Here is an 18,831-nt window from a genome sequence, read left to right on the forward strand (position 1 = left end):
TGGTCAGGGGAGTGCGGTGTTCCGTGCCGGTTCACGTCGCCCTTTTCAGCGTAAACCGGAACGCCGCGCCGCAGTCCGGCCGGCCCGGTATGCGGTCGTCGACCCAGACCCTGCCGTCGTACCGCTTGACCAGCGTCCGGACGATGAAGAGGCCGAGCCCCTGGCCGCTCCTGCGGGCCCTGCCCCGCTCGAACCGGCGAAAGAGCCTTCTCTTCACCTCGTCCGGCACCCCGGGCCCGGTATCCTCGACCGAGACCAGCATGTCGTCATGTTGCTCCTCGACCCGGATGGTGATCTCGACCGCCGGCCCGCCATGTTTTGCGGCGTTGCCGATCAGGTTGTTAAAGACGGTCGAGAGGAGGCCGTCGGCCAGCACCCTTATCCGAGCGCCCTGATACCGGATCGATGCACCGGGAAACTTCTCCATCTCCTCTCGAATAACTGTGTCAAGGTCCACCGGCCCGAGGTTGCCCGGCTCCTCCGAGGCTCGCCGGATCGTGGCGACGTTCATGAGGATCTCCGTGCTCCGGTCGATACTGGCGTGCAGTTTCTCCGCGTACGCCTTCAGGTCGCCTTCCGCGCAATCCACCAGGAGGTCGGCGTACATGCTCGAGACGTTGTTTGCGTTCCGGACGTCGTGGGTCATGATATCGAGGTACATGTTCGCCTCGTCGCGTGCCGCCTCGACCTCCCTGCTCGCCCGGATCAGGTCCTGTGTGCGGCGCTCCAGCGCTTCCGCCGCCTGCTTCCGCTCGGTGATATCCCGGGCGGTGGCGAGGATTGCCGGTTTTCCGTGGTACGTGATGAGGCGCGCCGAGATCTCGGTGGGGATGCGCCTCCCCTCGCGGGTGATGTCGGCGGTCTCAAAGACCATGTGGCCGTTTCGTAGAATCTCCCTGGTTCGCTCAGGCGCCAGGGAGGAAAATTCCGGCGGTGTGAGCATCGCCAGATCTCTCTTCAGCAGTTCTTCCCGCGAGTAGCCGAAGCGCTCCACCGCCACCCTGTTCACGTCAAGAAGCCTTCCTTCGAGATCGTGGATGACGATGGCGTCGCCTGCGCTGTCAAAGAGGGTCCGGTACTTCTCTTCGCTCTCCCGCAGGGCCTCTTCGGCCAGGTGTCGCTCGGTGACGTCTCGCAGCGATATGAGGATAGACGGAGCGCCGTTATAAAGAATGGTCTTTCCGAGACTCTCGATCCACCGCTCCTCCTGTCTCGCCGTGAGGATCTCGTAGCATGCGACATACGCGTCGATTCCTTCTGCCACCTGCTCAAAGTCCCTGAGCGCGTCGGCCTGTGACGCGGGGGCAACAAACTCCATGACGTTTCTCCCGATGAGTTCGTCGGGATACTCGATCTCTGCGAGCCGGGCTGCGGCATGGTTTGCAAAGAGGATCTTCCCCTGCGGGTCAAGGATGAGCGTGCCGTCAAGGGAGTGCTCGACAAGAGCCCTGAACTTCTCCTCGCTCGCGAGGAGCGCCATGTCCGCGCGCTTGCGCTCGGTGATATCGGTGAAGATGAGTGCACACCGGTTTTTCCCGGGCATCGGGCCGGCGTGGATGCTGTACCACCGGTCCCAGGCGGGGTTGTAGCCTTCGAACCGCGCCGGAATGCCGGTTCTCAGACCTTCGGCGCAACGCTCGGCCCAGGCCATCCCGATGCCCGGGACGGCCCTGGTGAGAAGCCTGCCGACGATCTGGTCGCGCTTTGAGCCCGTGATGCTCTCATAGGCGGGGTCGACGTCGAGGATGGTGAAGTCGATAGGCTCCCCCCCATCGCCGGGGATCGCCTCGAGGATCGCAAACCCCGCTCCCATCGACTCGAGAACCTGCCGGTACTTCTCCTCGTTCTCGCGGAGTTCGTCCTCCGCCCGTCTCCGGTCGGTGATATCGTTGAAGAGGACGGCCACCCGGTTGCTCCCCGGCCTGCCGAACGGGAAGGCATAGACTTCGTACCAGCGGGCCATGAGGAACTTTGCCGTCTGGACGAAGCGTCTGGCCTCACCGGTCCGGGCAACGGCGCCGAAGATCTCGAACCAGTGCTCTTCGTGGCCCGGGGCAAGCTCCCGCATTGTCCTGCCCGCCACGTCGCGCATCCCCGTCAGCCTCTCGAATGCCAGGTTCGTCTCGATAAAACGGTAATCGGCCGGCCGGCCATCGGCATCAAAGATCATCTCGATGATGCAGAACCCCGAATCAAGGGAGTCGAAGATGGCCCGGTACTTCTCCGCGCACCCGGACAGTTCCTGTTTTGCACACGCCTCACCCGTGATCTCCCTGAACCGGATGACCCCCATACCTCCGAGCAGCCCGTCTTCGATCCGGTTGCCGGAGATGAGGAGGTTGCGCTCCTCGCCCTCCGGGGTGCGGATGGTGCAGGGGATACCGGCGGAGACCTGCCGGTCCGGGAACGGTGCCGTTATCCTTGCCGCGAGGTCGTCCGTAGTGCACGCCGGGAGGTGCCGGTGCATGAAACGGTCGATATCGATCCCGCCGAGGGCGTCCCGGTCGAGGCCGAAGAGCGACGCGAGCCGGCTGTTGACCAGGATCACCCTGTTGCTGCGATCGATGATGAGCGCCCCCTCGTCGAGCGCGTCAAGTACGGCCAGCGCGGATCGTAGTTCTGGCGGCAGCGGGGATGGGGGATTCATCGGGTGCAGTCATCCCTAAGATGACCCGGGACGTTATAAAAATGGGTGCATACCTCACATGTCCGGCGGCTCGACCCCTACATTCATCGTCTGCCGGTCCGAGACACTCTATCATGCGTCTATCCCATCTCTCGCTCCTGGTGGTCCTCGCCGCGGTCCTGGCCTGCGGCTGCATGAGCCTGGAGACGGTGCTCTCCGGCGAGGAGGCGGCAGGGGTGCTCGCCTACGCCAACCCGATCGCCGGGAACGTCATGCAGGGGTTCAACGAGGGCAACTACACGAAGTACTCCCGCGACTTTGGCCCGGAGATGCGGCAGGCCTTGGACGAGGCCGCGTTCGAGCAGAACCGCGAGTTCGTGACGTCCCGGATCGGGCTCTATGAGTCCCGGAGGGATCCTGTCGTCACGGAGATCGGCGACTACATCGCCGTCACCTACAGGGCGAAATTCGAGGGGGAGGACGGGGTGGCGCTCCGGTTTGTCTTCAAAAAGGACGATCCGTCGCACCGGCTCGACGGCCTCTGGTTCAATTCGCCGAAACTGCGCAGTTAAAGTGTTCCATCAGAAAAATGAACCCCGGGGAGGTCCTCCCCCGTCTTCTTGCAGCGATCTGCCTCAGGCAGGCACCTGCTCCTTCATCTCCCGGTCCCAGTGGCGATGCCGGGCGATCGCTGTCTTGAACTGCTCGGCGAACGAGTTCACATCTCCCTGGCTCCCGCAGGTCACGACCCCCATCTCGGAGACGGCCTCTCCCCCGGCACTGGCATCGACGAAGGCCACGCCCTTGATGCCGGATACCTTCAGGAGTTCGACCCCCTCTCCTACCGCCCCGATCGGCTTGCAGTGTTTGAAGGCCTCGTTGACGAAGTGGACCGCGTAGCCCTGGTTCTTCAGGGTCTCCGCGTGCCTCCCGCCCGGGACATACACGGCGTCGTACACGACGGAGGTGGTGGTGACGTAACTCCTGTCCACCTCCATCTCCTTGCCGTCGGCCGATTTGACCGTGCCGAGGAACTGCGAGACGATCTGCGGGTGGGCCCCCGCGTCTTTCAGCGCCTTCTTGACCTGCATCACCTCGTCGTGGTTGTAACCCTCCATCGCGAGGATCGCGACCTTCCGGCTCTTGATGGTGTCCATGACGGTCCTCTCCTGGCTGAGGTTCGGCGACTTTTTCGTCCCGGAGGACGCGCCCTTCTCCGCCGGGGGCGGCACCCCGATCCCTTCAGCAATCCGTATCGCGAGATCGCCGTCGACGTTGTTCATGAGGTCGACCACCCTCTTCCTGACCCCGAAGTCCGAGACCTTCCCGAGCTCGAAGTGGAAGGCCTTGATGATATGCTCCTTCTCGGGATCCGACATGCTGTTCCAGAAGAGTTTCGCCTGGCTGAAGTGGTCGTTGAACTTCTCGCTCCGCGCACGGACCTTCTTTGCGTCGATCTTCTCCTGGTAGTGGGCGTAGCCGCCCTCCTCCACCCGGGCCGGCCGGGGCTTGTTCTCGCCGAGCGCGTTCGGGAAGTAACTCGCGACCCCCTTATCGATTGTCATCCTGTGGTAGCCCTCCCGCTGGTTGTTCGCGATTGGCGCGAGCGGCCTGTTGATCGGGATCTCATGGAAGTTCGGGCCGCCGAGGCGTATCAACTGGGTATCCAGGTACGAGAAGAGCCGGCCCTGGAGGAGCGGGTCGTTTGAGAAGTCGATCCCCGGCACGACGTTCGCCGGGCAGAAGGCGACCTGCTCGGTTTCGGCGAAGAAGTTGTCCGGGTTTTTGTTCAGGACCATCTTTCCGATCCACCGGATCGGCACGTCCTCCTCGGGCCAGATCTTCGTCGCGTCCAGTATGTCGAAGTCGAAGTTATGCTCGTCTTCCTCCTCAATCATCTGGACCCCGAACTCGTACTCCGGGTAGTCCCCCATCTCGATCGCCTCCCAGAGGTCGCGGCGGTTGTAATCCGGGTCTTTGCCGGCCAGTTTCTGCGTCTCGTCCCAGACCAGCGAGTGGATGCCGAGCAGCGGCCGCCAGTGGAACTTGACGAACCGCGCCTTCCCCTCGGCGTTGATGAACCGGAAGGTGTTGACCCCGAACCCCTGCATCATCCGGTAACTCCGCGGGAGTGCACGGTCCGAGAGGACCCACATGATCATGTGCGTGATCTCCGGCAGGTTCCCGACGAAGTCCCAGAACGTGTCGTGGGCGGCGGAGGCCTGCGGCATCTGGTGGTGCTGCTCCGGCTTGATGGCGTGGACGAGGTCGGGGAACTTGATCGCGTCCACGATGAAGAAGATCGGCATGTTGTTGCCGACGAGGTCGTAGTTCCCTTCTTCGGTGTAGAACTTCGTCGCAAACCCCCTGACGTCCCGGACCGTGTCGGCCGACCCCCGAAACCCGACGACCGTCGAGAACCGGACAAAGACCGGTGTCTTCTTCGCCGGATCCTGGAGGAATGCCGCCCGCGTGTACTCGGTCATCGGCTCGTAGACCTGGAAGTAGCCGTGGGCGCCCGACCCCCGGGCATGGACGACCCGCTCGGGGATCCGCTCGTGGTCAAAATGCGTCAACTTCTCGCGGAAGTGGAAGTCTTCAAGGAGCGTCGGCCCCCGCTCGCCAGCCTTCAGTGCGTCGTCGGTATGGCTCACCCTGACGCCCTGGTTCGTCGTCAGGTACTCCTGCTCCGTGTCCTGGCGGAATTGGTCGAGCTGCTCCCGCTTGCTCTTCTTGTGTATCTTGCCCTTCTCACCCATACTCTCACCTGCAACCCCTGTGCCCGGCCGGTCGTACCGCTGATCCCCCGGCGGGCATGTCGCCCACATTCCGGGCGGTCACCATAAAAGTAACTGCATGCCACAGATGGGCGTGGTGGGCGGTCTTTGCAGGAGAATTCGTCTGTAGAACGGATACTGCAGGAAACCACGCCCTGTTGGGACCCCGGCTCTCCCCGCGTGAACCTCACCCGCCGCCTGGCGGTTCCGTCACCCGGGTCTGCGCCTGCTCGCGGACGAACGAGAGGAGGTAGTAGGGCCCTCCCGCCCCCCTGCCCGTCGACCCGCTCGCCTTCCAGCCCCCGAACGGCTGGGCGCCCGGCCAGGCTCCGGTCGTTGCCCCCCCGCGCCGGTTGGCGTAGACGACCCCGAACCGGATCCGGTCGAAGAAGTAGCGGATCTCTTCGGGGTCTTCTGCGAATATCCCGGCCGTCAGGCCGTAGTCCGTCGCGTTTGCGAGGCGGAGTGCCTCCTCCAGGCTCTCGAAGGTCCCGACCAGGAGGACCGGGACGAAGAGTTCGTCCCGGAAGAGCCGGTGGTTGTGGGGAAGACCGGTGATGACCGTCGGCCGGACGTAAACCCCCCGGCCGTAGAACCCGTCATCGAGGACGTCCCCGCCGGTAACAAGCCTCCCGCCGTCCCGGATCGCCTCCTCGACCGCCTTCTGGAACGTCAGCCGTGCATCGTCGTCGATCAGAGGGCCGTACGCGACCTCCCGCCGCCGGGGGTCGCCGACCTCCATCCGCTCCCCCCTCGCCCGGAGCGCCGTCAGGAACCGTTCCGCAACCGATGCGTGGACATAGACCCGGGACGTGGCGCTGCACTTCTGCCCGGCAAACCCGTAGGCTCCCCGGGCCACGCCCTCGACCGCTTTTGCCATATCGGCACTCGCGGTGACGATAACCGGGTTCTTGCTCCCCAGTTCCGTGACCAGCGGCCGGTGATAGGGCTGGGTTGCGGCGCTCTCCCGCTCCAGCCACAGCCCCACGGCCCGCGACCCGGTGAACGCGATCCCGGCGACGTCCGGGTCGGCAACCACGACCTCCCCGAAGGGGCCGCCCGGGCCGGTCACAAGGTTGATTGCGCCGGGAGGGACCCCGGACCCGGTAAAGAGCCGGTAGAGGGTCACCCCGGCAAGCGGCGTCTTGCTCGTCGGTTTGAAGACGACCGTGTTCCCGGTCAGGAGCGCGCCGGTGATCATGCCCGCGGCGAGCGCTACCGGGAAGTTGAACGGAGAGATGACCGCCCAGGCGCCGTAAGGCCGCATGACGCTCCGGCACTCCTCCCCGGGCGCCGGAGAGTGCATCGGAAAGACGTAACCGTTGCTCTGCTCGTAGGTGTTACAGTAGTAGCGGAGCATATCGACCGCCTCGCCGACCTCCGCCAGGGCCTCGTAGCGGGTCTTTCCCGTCTCATAGGTCACGAGGGCCGCAAGGGGGAAGAGCCGGTCCTCCATCGCATCGGCCGTCCGCCTGATGATTGCGAGCCGTTCCCGCCAGTCCCGCTGGCTCCACTCGAAGAAAGCCTCGTTCGCCGCTGCGATCGCCTCCCGGGCGTGCTCTTCTCCCCCCTCGGGAAACGTCCCGAGCAGGATGCCCGGGTCGATCGGCGACCGCGCCTCGAACTCCCGGCCGGCGGTGACCTCCCGGCCGCCGATGTACATCGGGTGGCGCTCCCCGAACCCCCGCTCGACCTCGAGCAGGGCGGCCTCATACTCGCCGTGAAAACTCTCGTCCGATTCGAGCGAGACGTAAGTGAATCTTCCAGACTCCTGCATACCATCAACCTCCCCTGATATCCTCCAGCGCCCGGTCGAGGATTCCAACCCCCGTATCGATATCCTCCTCGCCGATGATCAGGGGCGGGCTCGCCCGGATCACCGACTCCCCCGCGGGGAGGAGGACGAGACCCCGCTCGAACGCCCGCCGGAGAACCATTCCCCGCTCGTCCGGTGCCGGCTCCTTTGTGGACCGGTCCCGGACGAGTTCCATCCCGACCATCAGCCCGAGGCCGCGGACGTCCCCGATGACCGGGTGGCGCTCCGCGAGTTCGCGGAGGCGCTTGACCAGGTAATCGCCCCGGGCCGTCACCCGGTCCCCGAACCCCTCCTCGCGGAGAAGGTTCATCACGGCGAGCGATGCCGCGCAGGCCAGGTTGTTGCCGCCGAAGGTGCTCGCGTGCGAGCCGGGCGGCCAGTCCATGACCTCGCTTGAGGCGACGGTCACCCCGAACGGCAGCCCCCCGCCGATGGCTTTGCCGAGGCAGACGATATCGGGGACCACCCCGGTGTGCGTGGAGGCAAGGAACCGCCCGGTCCGGAAGCACCCCGACTGCACCTCGTCCGCCACAAGGAGGATCCCGTGCTCGTCGCAGAGCCGCCGCAGCCGGGGAAGAAAGTCCGGCGGCGGGACGACGTAGCCCCCCTCCCCGAGCACGGGCTCGACGACGATCGCGGCGACCTCGTCGGGCGCGACCTCGAACCGGAAGACCGTATCCTCGATGTACGCCACGACGTCGGCGCCGCAGGTGGCGGGATCGCCCCCGAACGGACGGTAGGGGTCGGGGTAGGGGACGTGGACCACCGGGAGGAACGGCCCGAAGCCGCGGCGCTGGATGGCCTTCCCGGCCGTGAGACTGAGGGCGCCGTAGGTCCGCCCGTGAAACCCGCGATGAAACGCGATGAAGTAGTTCCGCCCCGAATGGTGCCGGGCAAGTTTCATCGCCGCTTCGAGACTCTCCGCCCCGGAGTTGGCGTAGTAGACCCGGTCGAGCCCCGCGGGGAGGAACCCGACCAGTTCTTCGGCACACTGCACGGGAGGCTCGGAGCAGAAGTCCATGAACGCCCCGTGCGAGAGGCGGTCGGCCTGCTCTCTGATCGCGGCGACGACATCCGGGTGGTTCCAGCCCGTGTTCATGACGGCGATCCCGGCCGTGAAGTCGAGGTAGCGGTTCCCATCGACGTCCCAGAGGTTCATGCCCTTTGCCTTCTCCAGCACAAGGGGATACTCCCGCGTGACCGACGGGGAGATGACCGCCGCGTCCCGGCGCAGCACCTCCCGGCCCCGTTCGCCCGGGGGTCTGATGCGGATCAGGGGCTCCATGCACCTACCCTGCCCCGGTCATACATAAAGCCCCCGCCGGGCCGGATACCACAACGTTCAAGTAGGGCCCGCGAGTGAACAGACGGATAACCGTGAAGTTTGCAACCCTCGCCTCCTGCTTTGGGCGGCTCGAGTCGACACCGTCCCGGAACGGCATGATCGCGCTCCTCGCCCGGCTGCTTGCCGGGGCGGCCCTGGACGAGATCGGGATCGTCTGCTACTTCGTGCTCGGGGAGATCGCGCCCGGCTACAGCGCTGTGAACCTGGGCGTCGGGGACCGGACCGTGGCGGCGGCGATTGCTCTTGCGGCCGGGACTGATCTCTCCGACGTCGAGGCGGCGGTGCGCGAGACCGGCGACTACGGCGACACCGCCGCCCGGCTGATCGAGGCACCTGCCACGGGGTACCTCTCGGTCCTCGACGTCTACCGCGGTCTCTCCCGGATCGCCCATGCCTCCGGCCCGGGCTCGGCCGAGGAGAAGAAGGCCATCCTCGCCCGGCTGCTTACCGCCGCGCCGCCCCCGGAACGGCGCTACCTGGTCCGGCTCGCCGCCGGAGAGATGCGGCTTGGTGTCGGGGAGATGACCATACTCGACGCTCTGGCGGAGGGGTTCCTGGGGTCGAAGGCGGAGCGCCCGGCTCTCGAACACGCCTACAACATCTCCTCCGATATCGGTCTCGTGGCCCGGACGCTTCTTGAGGTGGGCCTGCCCGGGGTCCGGGCGATCACCGTCACCCTTCATCGCCCCATCCGGCCGATGCTCACCCAGCGGGTCGGCCGGATATCGGAGATCTTTGAACGGATCGGCTCTCCCGTCATCGCCGTCGAGGAGAAGTACGACGGCGAGCGGGTTCAGGCGCACAAGGACGGCGACGACGTCACCCTCTTCTCGCGGCGGCTGACCGACGTCACCGCCCAGTACCCCGACATCGTCCGCCACGTCCGGCGATGCGTCGTGGCCGATACGGCAATCCTCGACGGCGAAGCGGTTGCGTTCGACCACGCGGCCGGGACCTACCTTCCTTTCCAGACGCTGATGCGGCGGCGCCGGAAGCACCGGGTCAGCGAGGTCGCGGGTGAGATCCCCGCGACCTACCGGGCCTTCGACCTCCTCTACGCGAACGGCGAGTCCTATCTCCACCAAAGTTACCCCGACCGCCGGGCGAGGCTCGAGGAGGTCCTTCGCCGCGACGACCACATCTCCCCCGCCGACCGGATCGTGACGGGGGATACTGACGGGATCACGGAGTTCTACCTCGCCTGCATCGAGCGGGGGCTTGAGGGGATCGTCTGCAAGTCATGTGCGGACGACTCGTTCTACCGGGCGGGGGCGCGGGAGTGGCAGTGGATCAAGTGGAAGCGCGATTACGCTCCCGGAATCTCCGATACCCTCGATCTCGTCATCGTCGGCGGCAACGCCGGGCGGGGGAGACGGGCCGGGACCTACGGCTCGGTCCTCTGCGCCGCCTACAACCACGAGGAGGACCTCTTCCAGACGGTCTGCGGTATGGGGACGGGGTTCTCGGACCGGGACCTCGCGGATCTTCCCGGCCGGCTTGCCGGGGCGAGGGTGGACCGGGAGCCGGCGCGGGTGATGGTGAACCCGCCGGCGGTGCCCGACTTCTGGTTTGCGCCGCACCAGGTCGTCGAGGTGCTGGGCCTTGAGATCACCGAGAGCCCGGTCCATACCTGCAACTGGGACCCGGCGCGGCGGCGGGGGCTTGCCCTGCGGTTCCCACGGTTCGTGCGGTGGCGGGACGAAAAAAGCCCGGAACAGGCGACGACGACCGCCGAGGTCGCGGCGATCTTTGGCCGGCAGCGGGAGGTGTAGCGGCATGGAGACGCTCTCACGGGTGACCAACATCGAGGTCGCGGCGATCCTCTACGAGGTCGCCGATCTCTTGGAGATCAAGGGTGTCCGGTTCAAGCCGCAGGCATATCGCCGGGCGGCGCAGGCGATCGAGACGCTGCCGGAGGATATCGGCGACATCGCGCGGAGAGGGGACCTCGATGATATCCCCGGGGTGGGGAAGGGCATCGCCGGAAAGGTCCGCGAGATCGTCGAGACCGGCAGTCTCGGGTATCTTGCCACCCTTTGCGAGGAACTCCCCGAGGGCGTGCAGTACCTGACCCGGCTTCCCGGGATCGGGCCGAAGAAGGCGATCGCGCTTTCCCGGGAACTCGGGGTCCGGACCGTCGACGACCTGGAGGCGGCGGCGTTGGCCGGCCGGATCCGGGACCTGCCCGGGTTTGCCGAGAAGACGGAGGCGAACATCCTGGCAAGCATCCAGGCGAGCCGGGCGGCACAGGAACGCCGTCTCCTCGGGCAGATCCTCCCCGTCGCCCGGGATATTGAGAAGCGGCTTCGCTCGCTATCCAGCGTCGGGCAGGTCAGCCTCGCCGGGTCGATCCGCCGCAGAAAGGAGACGATCGGGGACGTCGACATCCTCGCGACCTCCCCGGACCCTAAAGAGGTGATGGAGGTCTTCGCCACCCTCCCCGGGGTCGAGCGGGTCCTCGCCCGGGGGACGACCAAGACATCGGTGGTCCTCGCGACCGGGATCCAGGTCGATCTCCGTGTGGTGGAGGACGGGCATTTCGGGGCCGCTCTCCAGTACTTCACCGGGTCAAAAGAGCATAACATCGCGATGCGGAAGCTCGCGATCGCGCGGAACTGGCGGCTGAACGAGTACGGGCTCACGGACCTTGCGAGCGGCCGGACGATCGCGGGTGAGGATGAGGCCGGGGTCTACCGGGCCCTCGGGCTTGCCTGGATCGAGCCGGAACTCCGGGAGGACCGGGGCGAGATCGAGGCCGCCCGGGCCGGGACGCTGCCCGACCTGGTCGGCTACGACGCGGTCCGGGGCGACCTCCATGTCCACACCCGCTGGAGCGAGGGCGCCCACTCCATTGAGGAGATGGCGGAGGCGGCACGGGCGCTCGACTACGAGTATATCGCCATATGCGACCATGCAGAGAGCCTGCATATCGCCCGCGGCCTCTCCCCCGAACGCCTGGCCGACCAGGTCCGCGAGATCGAGCGGATCAACCGGGCGGCTGACGGCGAGTTCACCCTCCTCTCCGGGACCGAGTGCAACATCGGTATGGACGGCACGGTCGACCTCCCGGACAGCATCCTCGCCGACCTCGACGTCGTGGTTGCGAGCGTTCACTCGGGGTTCAAGCAGACCGAGGAGGAACTGACCGAACGCGTCATCACGGCGATGGGAAACGAGCACGTCGACATCATCGGCCACCCGACGGGACGGATCCTTCTTGCGCGGGAGCCCTACCGGATCAACCTCCCGGCGGTCTTTGACGCCGCGGCAACGCTCGGCGTCCTGATGGAGATCAACGCCTTCCCGGGCAGGCTGGACCTCTCGGACGTCAACGCCCGCTCGGCGCGTGAGGCGGGGGTCCGGTTCTCGCTCGGGTCGGACGCGCATAACCGGGAGAACCTCCGCTTCATGGAGTTCGGGGTCGCGACCGCCCGGCGGGGGTGGCTCTCGGCCGGGGATATCGCGAACACCCGGCCGCTTTCGGAGTTGCGAAGACTGCTTCGGTCTTAGGGGGTTACCCGGCCGCCTGTTCCTGTACAGCCCTCACGATATCCACGAGCTGGATATCGAACGTCAGGGGTCTCCCGGCGAGGGGGTGGTTTGCGTCCAGCGTCACGGTCGACTCCGAGACGTCGCTGACGGTGACGATGGCGGCCCGGCCGTCCGGCTGCTGGATCTGGAGTTGCTGGCCCGGCTCGGGTTTGATCTCCTCGGGGAACTGTCCCCGGTCCACGGTGAGCGTCATGTCGTCACGGCGCGGACCGTATGCCTCTTCGGGCTGGATCGTGGCGGTCTTCGTCTCGCCCGGCTCCATGCCGACCACGACCCGCTCGAACCCGGATATGATCTCTCCGTTGCCGATGGTGAACTCCAGGGGTTCTCGCTCGGTTGAGGTGTCAAAGACCGTGCCATCTTCCAGTTTTCCGGTGTAGTGTACCTTGACGGTATCGCCTTCCTTTGCCTGTGCCATACTGCTTCACCGGCGGGGTGGTGATCCCGGGCTCCTATTTATGGGTGCCGGCCGGGCCCGGATCGCGGGTGTCTGGCGCGATCTCGTGATATTTTCGGGTCGTTGCGGTCCGGAGGCGAGGTGGTCGCGGGGCCGTCACCGATCGCTCTTCCGGACGGCGTGCAGGACCCCCATCACGCCCTTCACGTCGTAGCCGGGTGTCCGGTCGATCGTAAAATCGTAGTGTTCCCCGATGTAGTCGAGGAGCGTGCGGTTCATCGGCCCCCCGATCGGGGGCATGTGGAGTTCCATCTCGATCCGGCGGACCCCGTCGAGGTCTTCGGGCCGGATGGACCACTCCGCCCCTTCGCAGTCGCACTTCAGGAAGTCGCAGCCTCCGGCCATCGCGGCGATCGCCCCGAGGGAATGGGTCGTCACGGTGACGGTCCCGCTCCCCCAGGTGATCCGCTCCTTCTCCCCGTTGCCGAGCGCCCCGCCGATCACCGTGACGTCCACACCGTTTGCCCGGACGTTCTCGCGGAGGGCTTGCGCCAGGACGGGTTCGACTGCTAGAACGTGGCGTGACCGCCGGGCGGCACGGATGCAGAACGCACCGACGTTCGCCCCGATATCGATGACGATGTCGTCCGGCCGGATATCGTCGAAGTGGTACTCGCCGATGATGTAGACGGCGTCGGTTCCGTCCGGCATCCTCCTGAAGGTTACGCCGTCGTGGGTGATGACCGGGGGCGGGCATCCGGAACCGCCGTCCGTTTTCGGGGCATCTATTCGGTACATTGTGCTGGATAATGTTGGGATTGCGGTCTATATGGGCGTTTCTCCCACGGATTGCCTTGGCGCTCCGGCTCATCGGGGCTCTTGCGCTCCCCCGTCCAGCGCCGTCCGGGCGGCCCGGAATGGTGCTCTTTTATTAACCTTTTTCGTCTCATACTCCTCGGCGCTGCATGGCGTTAATCCCTTTTATGTCCGGGATAATCGCTGTATGACCGTGAGGCTCGATTATAAATCACATTTTTATATACATATCTTTATAAAATTGGGTGCACAGATGCTCTATGTAGTAGTCTCCACACGACCTTTGAGGGGTGAACTGCGATGGCCTACATGGACGGAATAACCTGCATCTGCGATAACGGCCGGACGCTCGAGGACCACCGGCCCATCGTCGGCGACGATGTCATCTCCGAGATCCACCGCAAGGCGGCGGGGCTCCAGGGAAAACGGGTCCTCCACGTGAACTCGACCTACCAGAGCGGCGGCGTAGCGGAGATGATCCTCTCGCTGGTTCCGCTCATGAACGACGTCGGGATCAAGACGCAATGGAACATCTTGAACGGCGAGGGTGACTTCTTCACGATCACCAAGAACTTCCATAACGCGCTCCAGGGGCAGGCGATCGCGTTCTCAAACGAGGCGAAGGACCTCTACGTCAGGACGAACGAGTCCTTCTCCGGCCGGATGACGATCGACCACGACCTGGTCGTCATCCACGACCCCCAGCCCCTGCCCCTGATCCGGTTCTACAGGAAGGCCCAGCCCTGGGTCTGGCGGTGCCACGTCGACCTCTCGAACCCGAACCCCGACCTCTGGGCGTTCCTCAAGGACTTCGTCCTCGGCTACGACCGGATGGTCATATCGCACGAGGAGTACCGGCGGGCGGGTATGCCGATGGAGCAGTGGATCTGCCGGCCGGCGATCGATCCCCTCTCGGAGAAGAACCGCGACCTCTCTGATGCGGAGATCCAGGGCCTCCTTGAAAAATACAACGTCCCGATCGACAAACCGCTGATCACCCAGATCTCGCGGTTCGATAAGTGGAAGGACCCCGAGGGCGTCGTCGACGTCTTCATGCAGGTGAAGAAGCATGTCGACTGCCGGCTGATCCTCTGCGGGAGCATGGCCCCCGACGACCCTGAAGGCTGGGCGATCTACCGGCGGGTCGAGGAGAAGGCGCGTTCCCTCATCGAGGCCGGCGACGTCATCCTGATCACCGCTGAAGACCATCTGCTGGTCAACGCTCTCCAGCGGGTCTCGTGCGTCATCCTCCAGAAGTCGCTCCGCGAGGGGTTCGGGCTGACCGTCACCGAGGGGCTCTGGAAGGGCAGGCCGGTCATCGCCTCCCGCGTCGGCGGGATCCCGCTCCAGATCGAGGACGGCGAGACCGGGTTCCTCCTCGATCCGACCGATACGGAAGGATTTGCCTGGCGGATCCGGCAGGTTCTCGAGAACCCGGAACTCGGGGAGCGGCTCGGCCGTGCCGGCAGAGAGCACGTCCGGCAACACTTCCTGATCACCCGCCTCCTCTCCGACTACCTGGATATGCTCACCGCAGAACTCATACCCCCGGCCGATGGGGAGGCGTGCTAAAAAGAGGAGACGTTCCGGGTCCCCCACGGAGGGCGGGACCGTGGGTGGCATCCCACGGCCGCCCTCGTCCCGGGTGCCCGGCGGACTCGTATGGCTCCGGGCACCCGGTATATCAACCCCGGTTTATCCTGGGAAGGGGGCTTCGGGTCGATTTGCCCCCTTCCTCCCTGGTGCAAGGGCAGATGGCACAGATGGCTGGCAGAACCCGGGCAGGAGTTTGCAGACACACCTTCTCACCATATAGTATTGCGAGTATGCGGGTCAAGGGCAGATAATTCTCGATATTTTTGATGGCGATGAGACTCCGGAAGATTCAGTGATTGCATCCATACCTGTTGACGTCATCACCCCCCAGACGATGACAACCTATGCGTCAGGCTATATAACAGTTTCTCACGACCGGGAACAGTGCTGCTACCCTGGGGAACTCCTCCGCACTTCGGGTTGCCGTGAGGTGCTTTCGCCGGTCCGCACCCCATGAGGTTCTGGTATCAGGAAAAGTATTCTGGCTCTGTGACGGTCCAATTCCATGGCCGTTCGAGGCCGGTTCGAGTTTGCCATTACATTGCACCGTCCCGGCAAAATAGGTCTCTGGAACCGGCCCCGCCCAGGACCGGTCTGAATCTTCTTACTGCCCGTCGGGTGCTCCGATGATCTCGATCGGCCGGGTCAGCCTGACCCGTGCGATGGTCTTCCCCTTCATCCCCTCGACGATCTGGTCTGCGAACTCGAGCGGGACGTCGACGGTCGAGTAGGTGTCGTAGATGTTGATCGCACCGATGGCGCTGCCGGGAATCCCGGTCTCGCCCGCGAGCGCCCCGACAATATCCTTCGGCCGGATCTGGTGCTCTCGCCCGACCGGGATCCTGAGGAGAGCCAGCCCCGGGACCGGCCTGATATCCTGCGGCAGGCCCTGGCCCCGCTCGGCCGGGCCGCCACTCAGTTCCAGTTTCAGGAGGGCCGCGGCAACCTCAAGCGAGGTATAGTCCTCGGCGATGATCCGTTCGACGAGGTTCACGTAGCGCTCGAGGTCGCCCTCGTTTATGACGTGCTGCACCCGGTCGATCAGTTTCCGCGTCCGGCTCTCCTCGACGTCTCCCTGGGTCGGGAGCGGGATCCGGGCGATCTTGATCTTCGTGTAGTTCTGGATCGTCCGGAGCTTGAAGTACTCCTTCGGGCCCACGAACGTCACGGCCCGGCCGGTTCGCCCGGCACGTGCCGTCCGACCGATCCGGTGGATATAGTACTCGATATCCTGCGGGACGTCGTAGTTGATGACCAGGTCGACGTCCTCGACGTCGATGCCCCGGGCGGCGACGTCGGTCGCGACCAGGATATCGATCGTCCCCGCACGGAACTTCGCCATCACCCGGTCGCGGAGGGTCTGCTTCATGTCGCCGTGGAGGCCTTCGGCGAAGTAACCCCGGGCCTGGAGATGGGTGGTCAGGTCGTCGACGCCTTTTTTGGTGTTCGAGAAGACGAGGGTCAGATCGGGATCGTACATATCGAGCAGCCGGGAGAGGATCTCGAGTTTGTCGCGGCTCCGCACCTCGAGATAGAGCTGCTCGATCTGCGGGACGGTCACCTCACGGCGTGCGACCGATATGAACTCGGGGTCTTTCTGGAACTTCTTTGAGATGTCCAGGATGGGTTTAGGGAGGGTGGCCGAGAAGAGGACCGTCTGCCGTTTAGCCGGGGTCTCATCGAGGATCTTCTCGATATCCTCGCGAAAGCCCATGTCAAGCATCTGGTCCGCCTCGTCGAGGACGACCAGATGCACGCCGGCAAACGAGAGGGTGCCGCGGTCGAGGTGGTCGAGCACCCGGCCGGGTGTCCCGACGACGATCTGGACACCGCGTTGTAGTGCCTTGAACTGTCGGTCGATCGGCTGACCCCCGTAGATCGGGAGAATGCTGATCCCCTTATGGTATTTCGCCAGGCGGGCGAACTCCTCGGCCGTCTGGATGGCGAGTTCCCGGGTGGGAGAGAGGACGAGGACCTGGGTCTCCCGGCTATCGGGGTCAACCCGTTCGATCGCCGGGACGCCGAACGCCGCCGTCTTCCCGGTCCCGGTCTGCGCCTGGCCGGTCAGGTCACGTCCCCCGAGGATCGTGGGTATTGTGCGCATCTGGATGGGCGTGGGCTCCTCGAAACCCATATCTTCTATTGCCCGGAGCGTCTGTTGCGATATATTGAGATCCTGGAAGGTAATGTTATTCTCCATCTCCTCATCCCTTGGCGTTTATGCATCTTTATATGTCGCATTGCGATGCCGTCCTGCAACGTATATCTCCTCTGCAGACGAACGTTCTGGAATGGTTGCCCGGTCTCCTCCACGGGTGAGCGCCGCCGCGATGCGGGAGGTCTACCGCCGCTACGCCGCCGGCCGCCCCGATCTCTCCGGGATCCTGCTCGCGGACCTCCTCCCCCACGACGTCTGCGGCGCCTGTGGCGAGCCCGGCCTCATCAAAGTCCTCTTCGTCGCGGAATCGCCGCCCTGGGCCGCTGGAAGGCGCGAGGTCGCCGGACCCGGCGACTGCAGGAGCCCCGATTACCCATACTTCTGGAACGATCGCTACGCGGCCGGCCGACCCCGGGGCCCGCTCTCCGGCGGGCTCGCCGAGAACCTCTTTCTCCTTCTCGGGCTTGATGGAGAGTCGCGCCGGGAGAACCTCGAACGCTTCGTTGCGGAGGGGTTCTTCCTTGTCGATACGGTGCGGTGCGTCTTTCGGAAGAACCGAAAGGCGGCCATCCCGGCGGACCTCGTCCGGCTGAGCGCCAAGGAGACCCTGGGGCCCGAGATCGCCGCGCTCGCCCCGGAGTACGTCGTCGCCCTGGGGAGCACGGCGCTTGCCGGACTCCGTAATATCGAGCCCTACGCGACGGCGCTTGCCGGCGCCGGGAAGGTCACGGAGGTCGCGCGGGATCCGCCTGACGAGGAGACCCGCCTCCTCTGCCTGCCCTACCCGGGCTGGCGCAACCGGTGCCGCCTGGACCTGATCGAGTCGGGGTTCTCAGCCATCCGCGACCTCGTGGCCTGACCGCCTCACCGGAGTTTCTTCCTCCCCTCCTCGTACATCCTCTCCTTCTGCCGGCGGAGTTCTGCGGCCGTCTTCTGCTCTTCGGGGCTCCCTGTATCCTCGATCTCGATCTTCCGCGCCGCTTCCATCAGGTCGCGGGAACTCAGGTAGCCGGACGGCTTCATCTTCTCCCGGTCCTCCCGGTACTCCTCCTCGATCTGGTGCCGGCGCTCCTCTGCGGCCGTGCCGACCCGCTGCCCCTCGGCGCCCACCGGGATCTCCCTGCCGCGGGCCTCGGCGACCTTCTTTAGCCGCACCTCAAGGACACCGTTCTTGAAGGTGGCGCGTGCCTCCTCCTCCCTGACGTCGGTGGGGAGGGAGACTGTCCGGGAGATCGCCCCGATCCTCCGCTCGCGCATGTGGTACCCGGCCTGCTCCTCCTCGCGTGCCTCCTCCCGCCGGGCGGAGATCCGGAGCGTGCGTGGGTCAAGGAGCCGGACGGTTATCCACTCCCTCTCGACGCCGGGAAGGTCGGCAACGACCACGACGTCGTCCTCGTGCTCGACGACGTCGATCATCGTCCCAGCCCCCGGGACGGGTGCCTGCTGCGCAGACCCCGATATGCGTTCCATCGTGTCCCGAAACTGCCGCTGCATATTCGCGAGCATATCCTCAAACTCTCCCCAGGGCCCGCGGGCCGTTCTTCGCCATGCCATGGTTGATCTCTCCTGCTCGTTGGCGGTCTCTCTGGTTGTGAACACTTCATATATACGTTGCTGTGCGGGGTGCCGGGAGGCCGGGATGGCGGTATGCCGCGAGGATGGATGGGCCTTTGGCCCCGGCGGGGGCTGTCAGGGCGGATCCGGGGGGTCCTTCCCCCAAATCCCCAAGGTAGATATAGGGGGAAGCT

At 65.2% G+C, this 18,831-nt stretch carries 13 protein-coding genes; 5 read left to right on the top strand and 8 right to left on the bottom strand.

Annotated elements, in window-relative coordinates; translation table 11 throughout:
* Nucleotides 1-31 precede the first annotated feature (31 nt).
* On the bottom strand, nucleotides 32-2,647 hold the full coding sequence (locus QZ650_RS04875; RefSeq protein ID WP_292519635.1) for a PAS domain S-box protein: 2,616 nt from the start codon (nucleotides 2,645-2,647) through the stop codon (nucleotides 32-34).
* A 113-nt stretch (nucleotides 2,648-2,760) separates the two neighbouring features.
* Here QZ650_RS04875 and QZ650_RS04880 point away from each other — a divergent pair, with 113 nt between their 5' ends.
* Nucleotides 2,761-3,198: a DUF3887 domain-containing protein gene (locus QZ650_RS04880; protein WP_292519633.1), complete on the top strand. Its 438-nt coding sequence runs from the start codon at nucleotides 2,761-2,763 to the stop codon at nucleotides 3,196-3,198.
* 63 nt (nucleotides 3,199-3,261) lie between these two features.
* On the opposite strand, the gene QZ650_RS04885 is transcribed toward QZ650_RS04880, so the two are convergent.
* The 3 genes from QZ650_RS04885 to QZ650_RS04895 all read right to left on the bottom strand — a co-directional run bounded on the left by QZ650_RS04885 (nucleotide 3,262) and on the right by QZ650_RS04895 (nucleotide 8,504).
* Nucleotides 3,262-5,385 carry a catalase gene (locus QZ650_RS04885; protein WP_292519631.1) on the bottom strand — a complete coding sequence of 708 codons (2,124 nt, stop codon included), beginning with the start codon at nucleotides 5,383-5,385 and terminating at the stop codon, nucleotides 3,262-3,264.
* Between the two features lie 205 nt (nucleotides 5,386-5,590).
* Nucleotides 5,591-7,180 carry an aldehyde dehydrogenase family protein gene (locus QZ650_RS04890; RefSeq protein ID WP_292519629.1) on the bottom strand — a complete coding sequence of 530 codons (1,590 nt, stop codon included), beginning with the start codon at nucleotides 7,178-7,180 and terminating at the stop codon, nucleotides 5,591-5,593.
* Between the two features lie 4 nt (nucleotides 7,181-7,184).
* Nucleotides 7,185-8,504: an acetyl ornithine aminotransferase family protein gene (locus QZ650_RS04895; RefSeq protein WP_292519626.1), complete on the bottom strand. Its 1,320-nt coding sequence runs from the start codon at nucleotides 8,502-8,504 to the stop codon at nucleotides 7,185-7,187.
* A gap of 92 nt (nucleotides 8,505-8,596) precedes the next feature.
* Between QZ650_RS04895 and QZ650_RS04900 the strand changes: the two genes are divergently transcribed.
* Entirely contained in the window at nucleotides 8,597-10,336 is a 1,740-nt protein-coding gene (locus QZ650_RS04900) for an ATP-dependent DNA ligase (RefSeq protein WP_292519624.1), read from the top strand.
* A gap of 4 nt (nucleotides 10,337-10,340) precedes the next feature.
* The gene (polX, locus tag QZ650_RS04905) at nucleotides 10,341-12,074 is read left to right on the top strand and encodes a DNA polymerase/3'-5' exonuclease PolX (RefSeq protein WP_292519622.1); all 1,734 of its coding nucleotides are present in this window, start codon (nucleotides 10,341-10,343) and stop codon (nucleotides 12,072-12,074) included.
* A 4-nt stretch (nucleotides 12,075-12,078) separates the two neighbouring features.
* Here the strand turns inward: polX and QZ650_RS04910 are convergent, their stop codons facing one another.
* Together QZ650_RS04910 and QZ650_RS04915 are read right to left on the bottom strand one after the other, a co-directional pair.
* The gene (locus QZ650_RS04910; protein ID WP_292519619.1) at nucleotides 12,079-12,534 is read right to left on the bottom strand and encodes a peptidylprolyl isomerase; all 456 of its coding nucleotides are present in this window, start codon (nucleotides 12,532-12,534) and stop codon (nucleotides 12,079-12,081) included.
* Between the two features lie 135 nt (nucleotides 12,535-12,669).
* Complete coding sequence (locus QZ650_RS04915) at nucleotides 12,670-13,311, bottom strand: FkbM family methyltransferase (protein ID WP_292519617.1); 642 nt, start codon at nucleotides 13,309-13,311, stop codon at nucleotides 12,670-12,672.
* A 318-nt stretch (nucleotides 13,312-13,629) separates the two neighbouring features.
* Here QZ650_RS04915 and QZ650_RS04920 point away from each other — a divergent pair, with 318 nt between their 5' ends.
* Nucleotides 13,630-14,901 (top strand): glycosyltransferase, encoded by a 1,272-nt coding sequence (locus QZ650_RS04920; protein WP_292519615.1) that lies wholly within the window; start codon nucleotides 13,630-13,632, stop codon nucleotides 14,899-14,901.
* A 628-nt stretch (nucleotides 14,902-15,529) separates the two neighbouring features.
* Here QZ650_RS04920 and QZ650_RS04925 read toward each other — a convergent pair.
* Nucleotides 15,530-17,125, bottom strand: coding sequence for a DEAD/DEAH box helicase (locus QZ650_RS04925; protein ID WP_292519613.1), 1,596 nt, complete (start codon nucleotides 17,123-17,125; stop codon nucleotides 15,530-15,532).
* A gap of 91 nt (nucleotides 17,126-17,216) precedes the next feature.
* Between QZ650_RS04925 and QZ650_RS04930 the strand changes: the two genes are divergently transcribed.
* Nucleotides 17,217-17,942 (top strand): uracil-DNA glycosylase family protein, encoded by a 726-nt coding sequence (locus QZ650_RS04930; protein WP_292519610.1) that lies wholly within the window; start codon nucleotides 17,217-17,219, stop codon nucleotides 17,940-17,942.
* Between the two features lie 5 nt (nucleotides 17,943-17,947).
* Here the strand turns inward: QZ650_RS04930 and QZ650_RS04935 are convergent, their stop codons facing one another.
* Nucleotides 17,948-18,637, bottom strand: a complete 690-nt coding sequence (locus QZ650_RS04935) for an Hsp20 family protein (RefSeq protein WP_292519608.1) — start codon at nucleotides 18,635-18,637, stop codon at nucleotides 17,948-17,950.
* Nucleotides 18,638-18,831 lie beyond the last annotated feature (194 nt).

Origin of the sequence: Methanoculleus sp. (genome assembly GCF_020696975.1) — an archaeon.
Lineage (GTDB): Archaea > Halobacteriota > Methanomicrobia > Methanomicrobiales > Methanoculleaceae > Methanoculleus.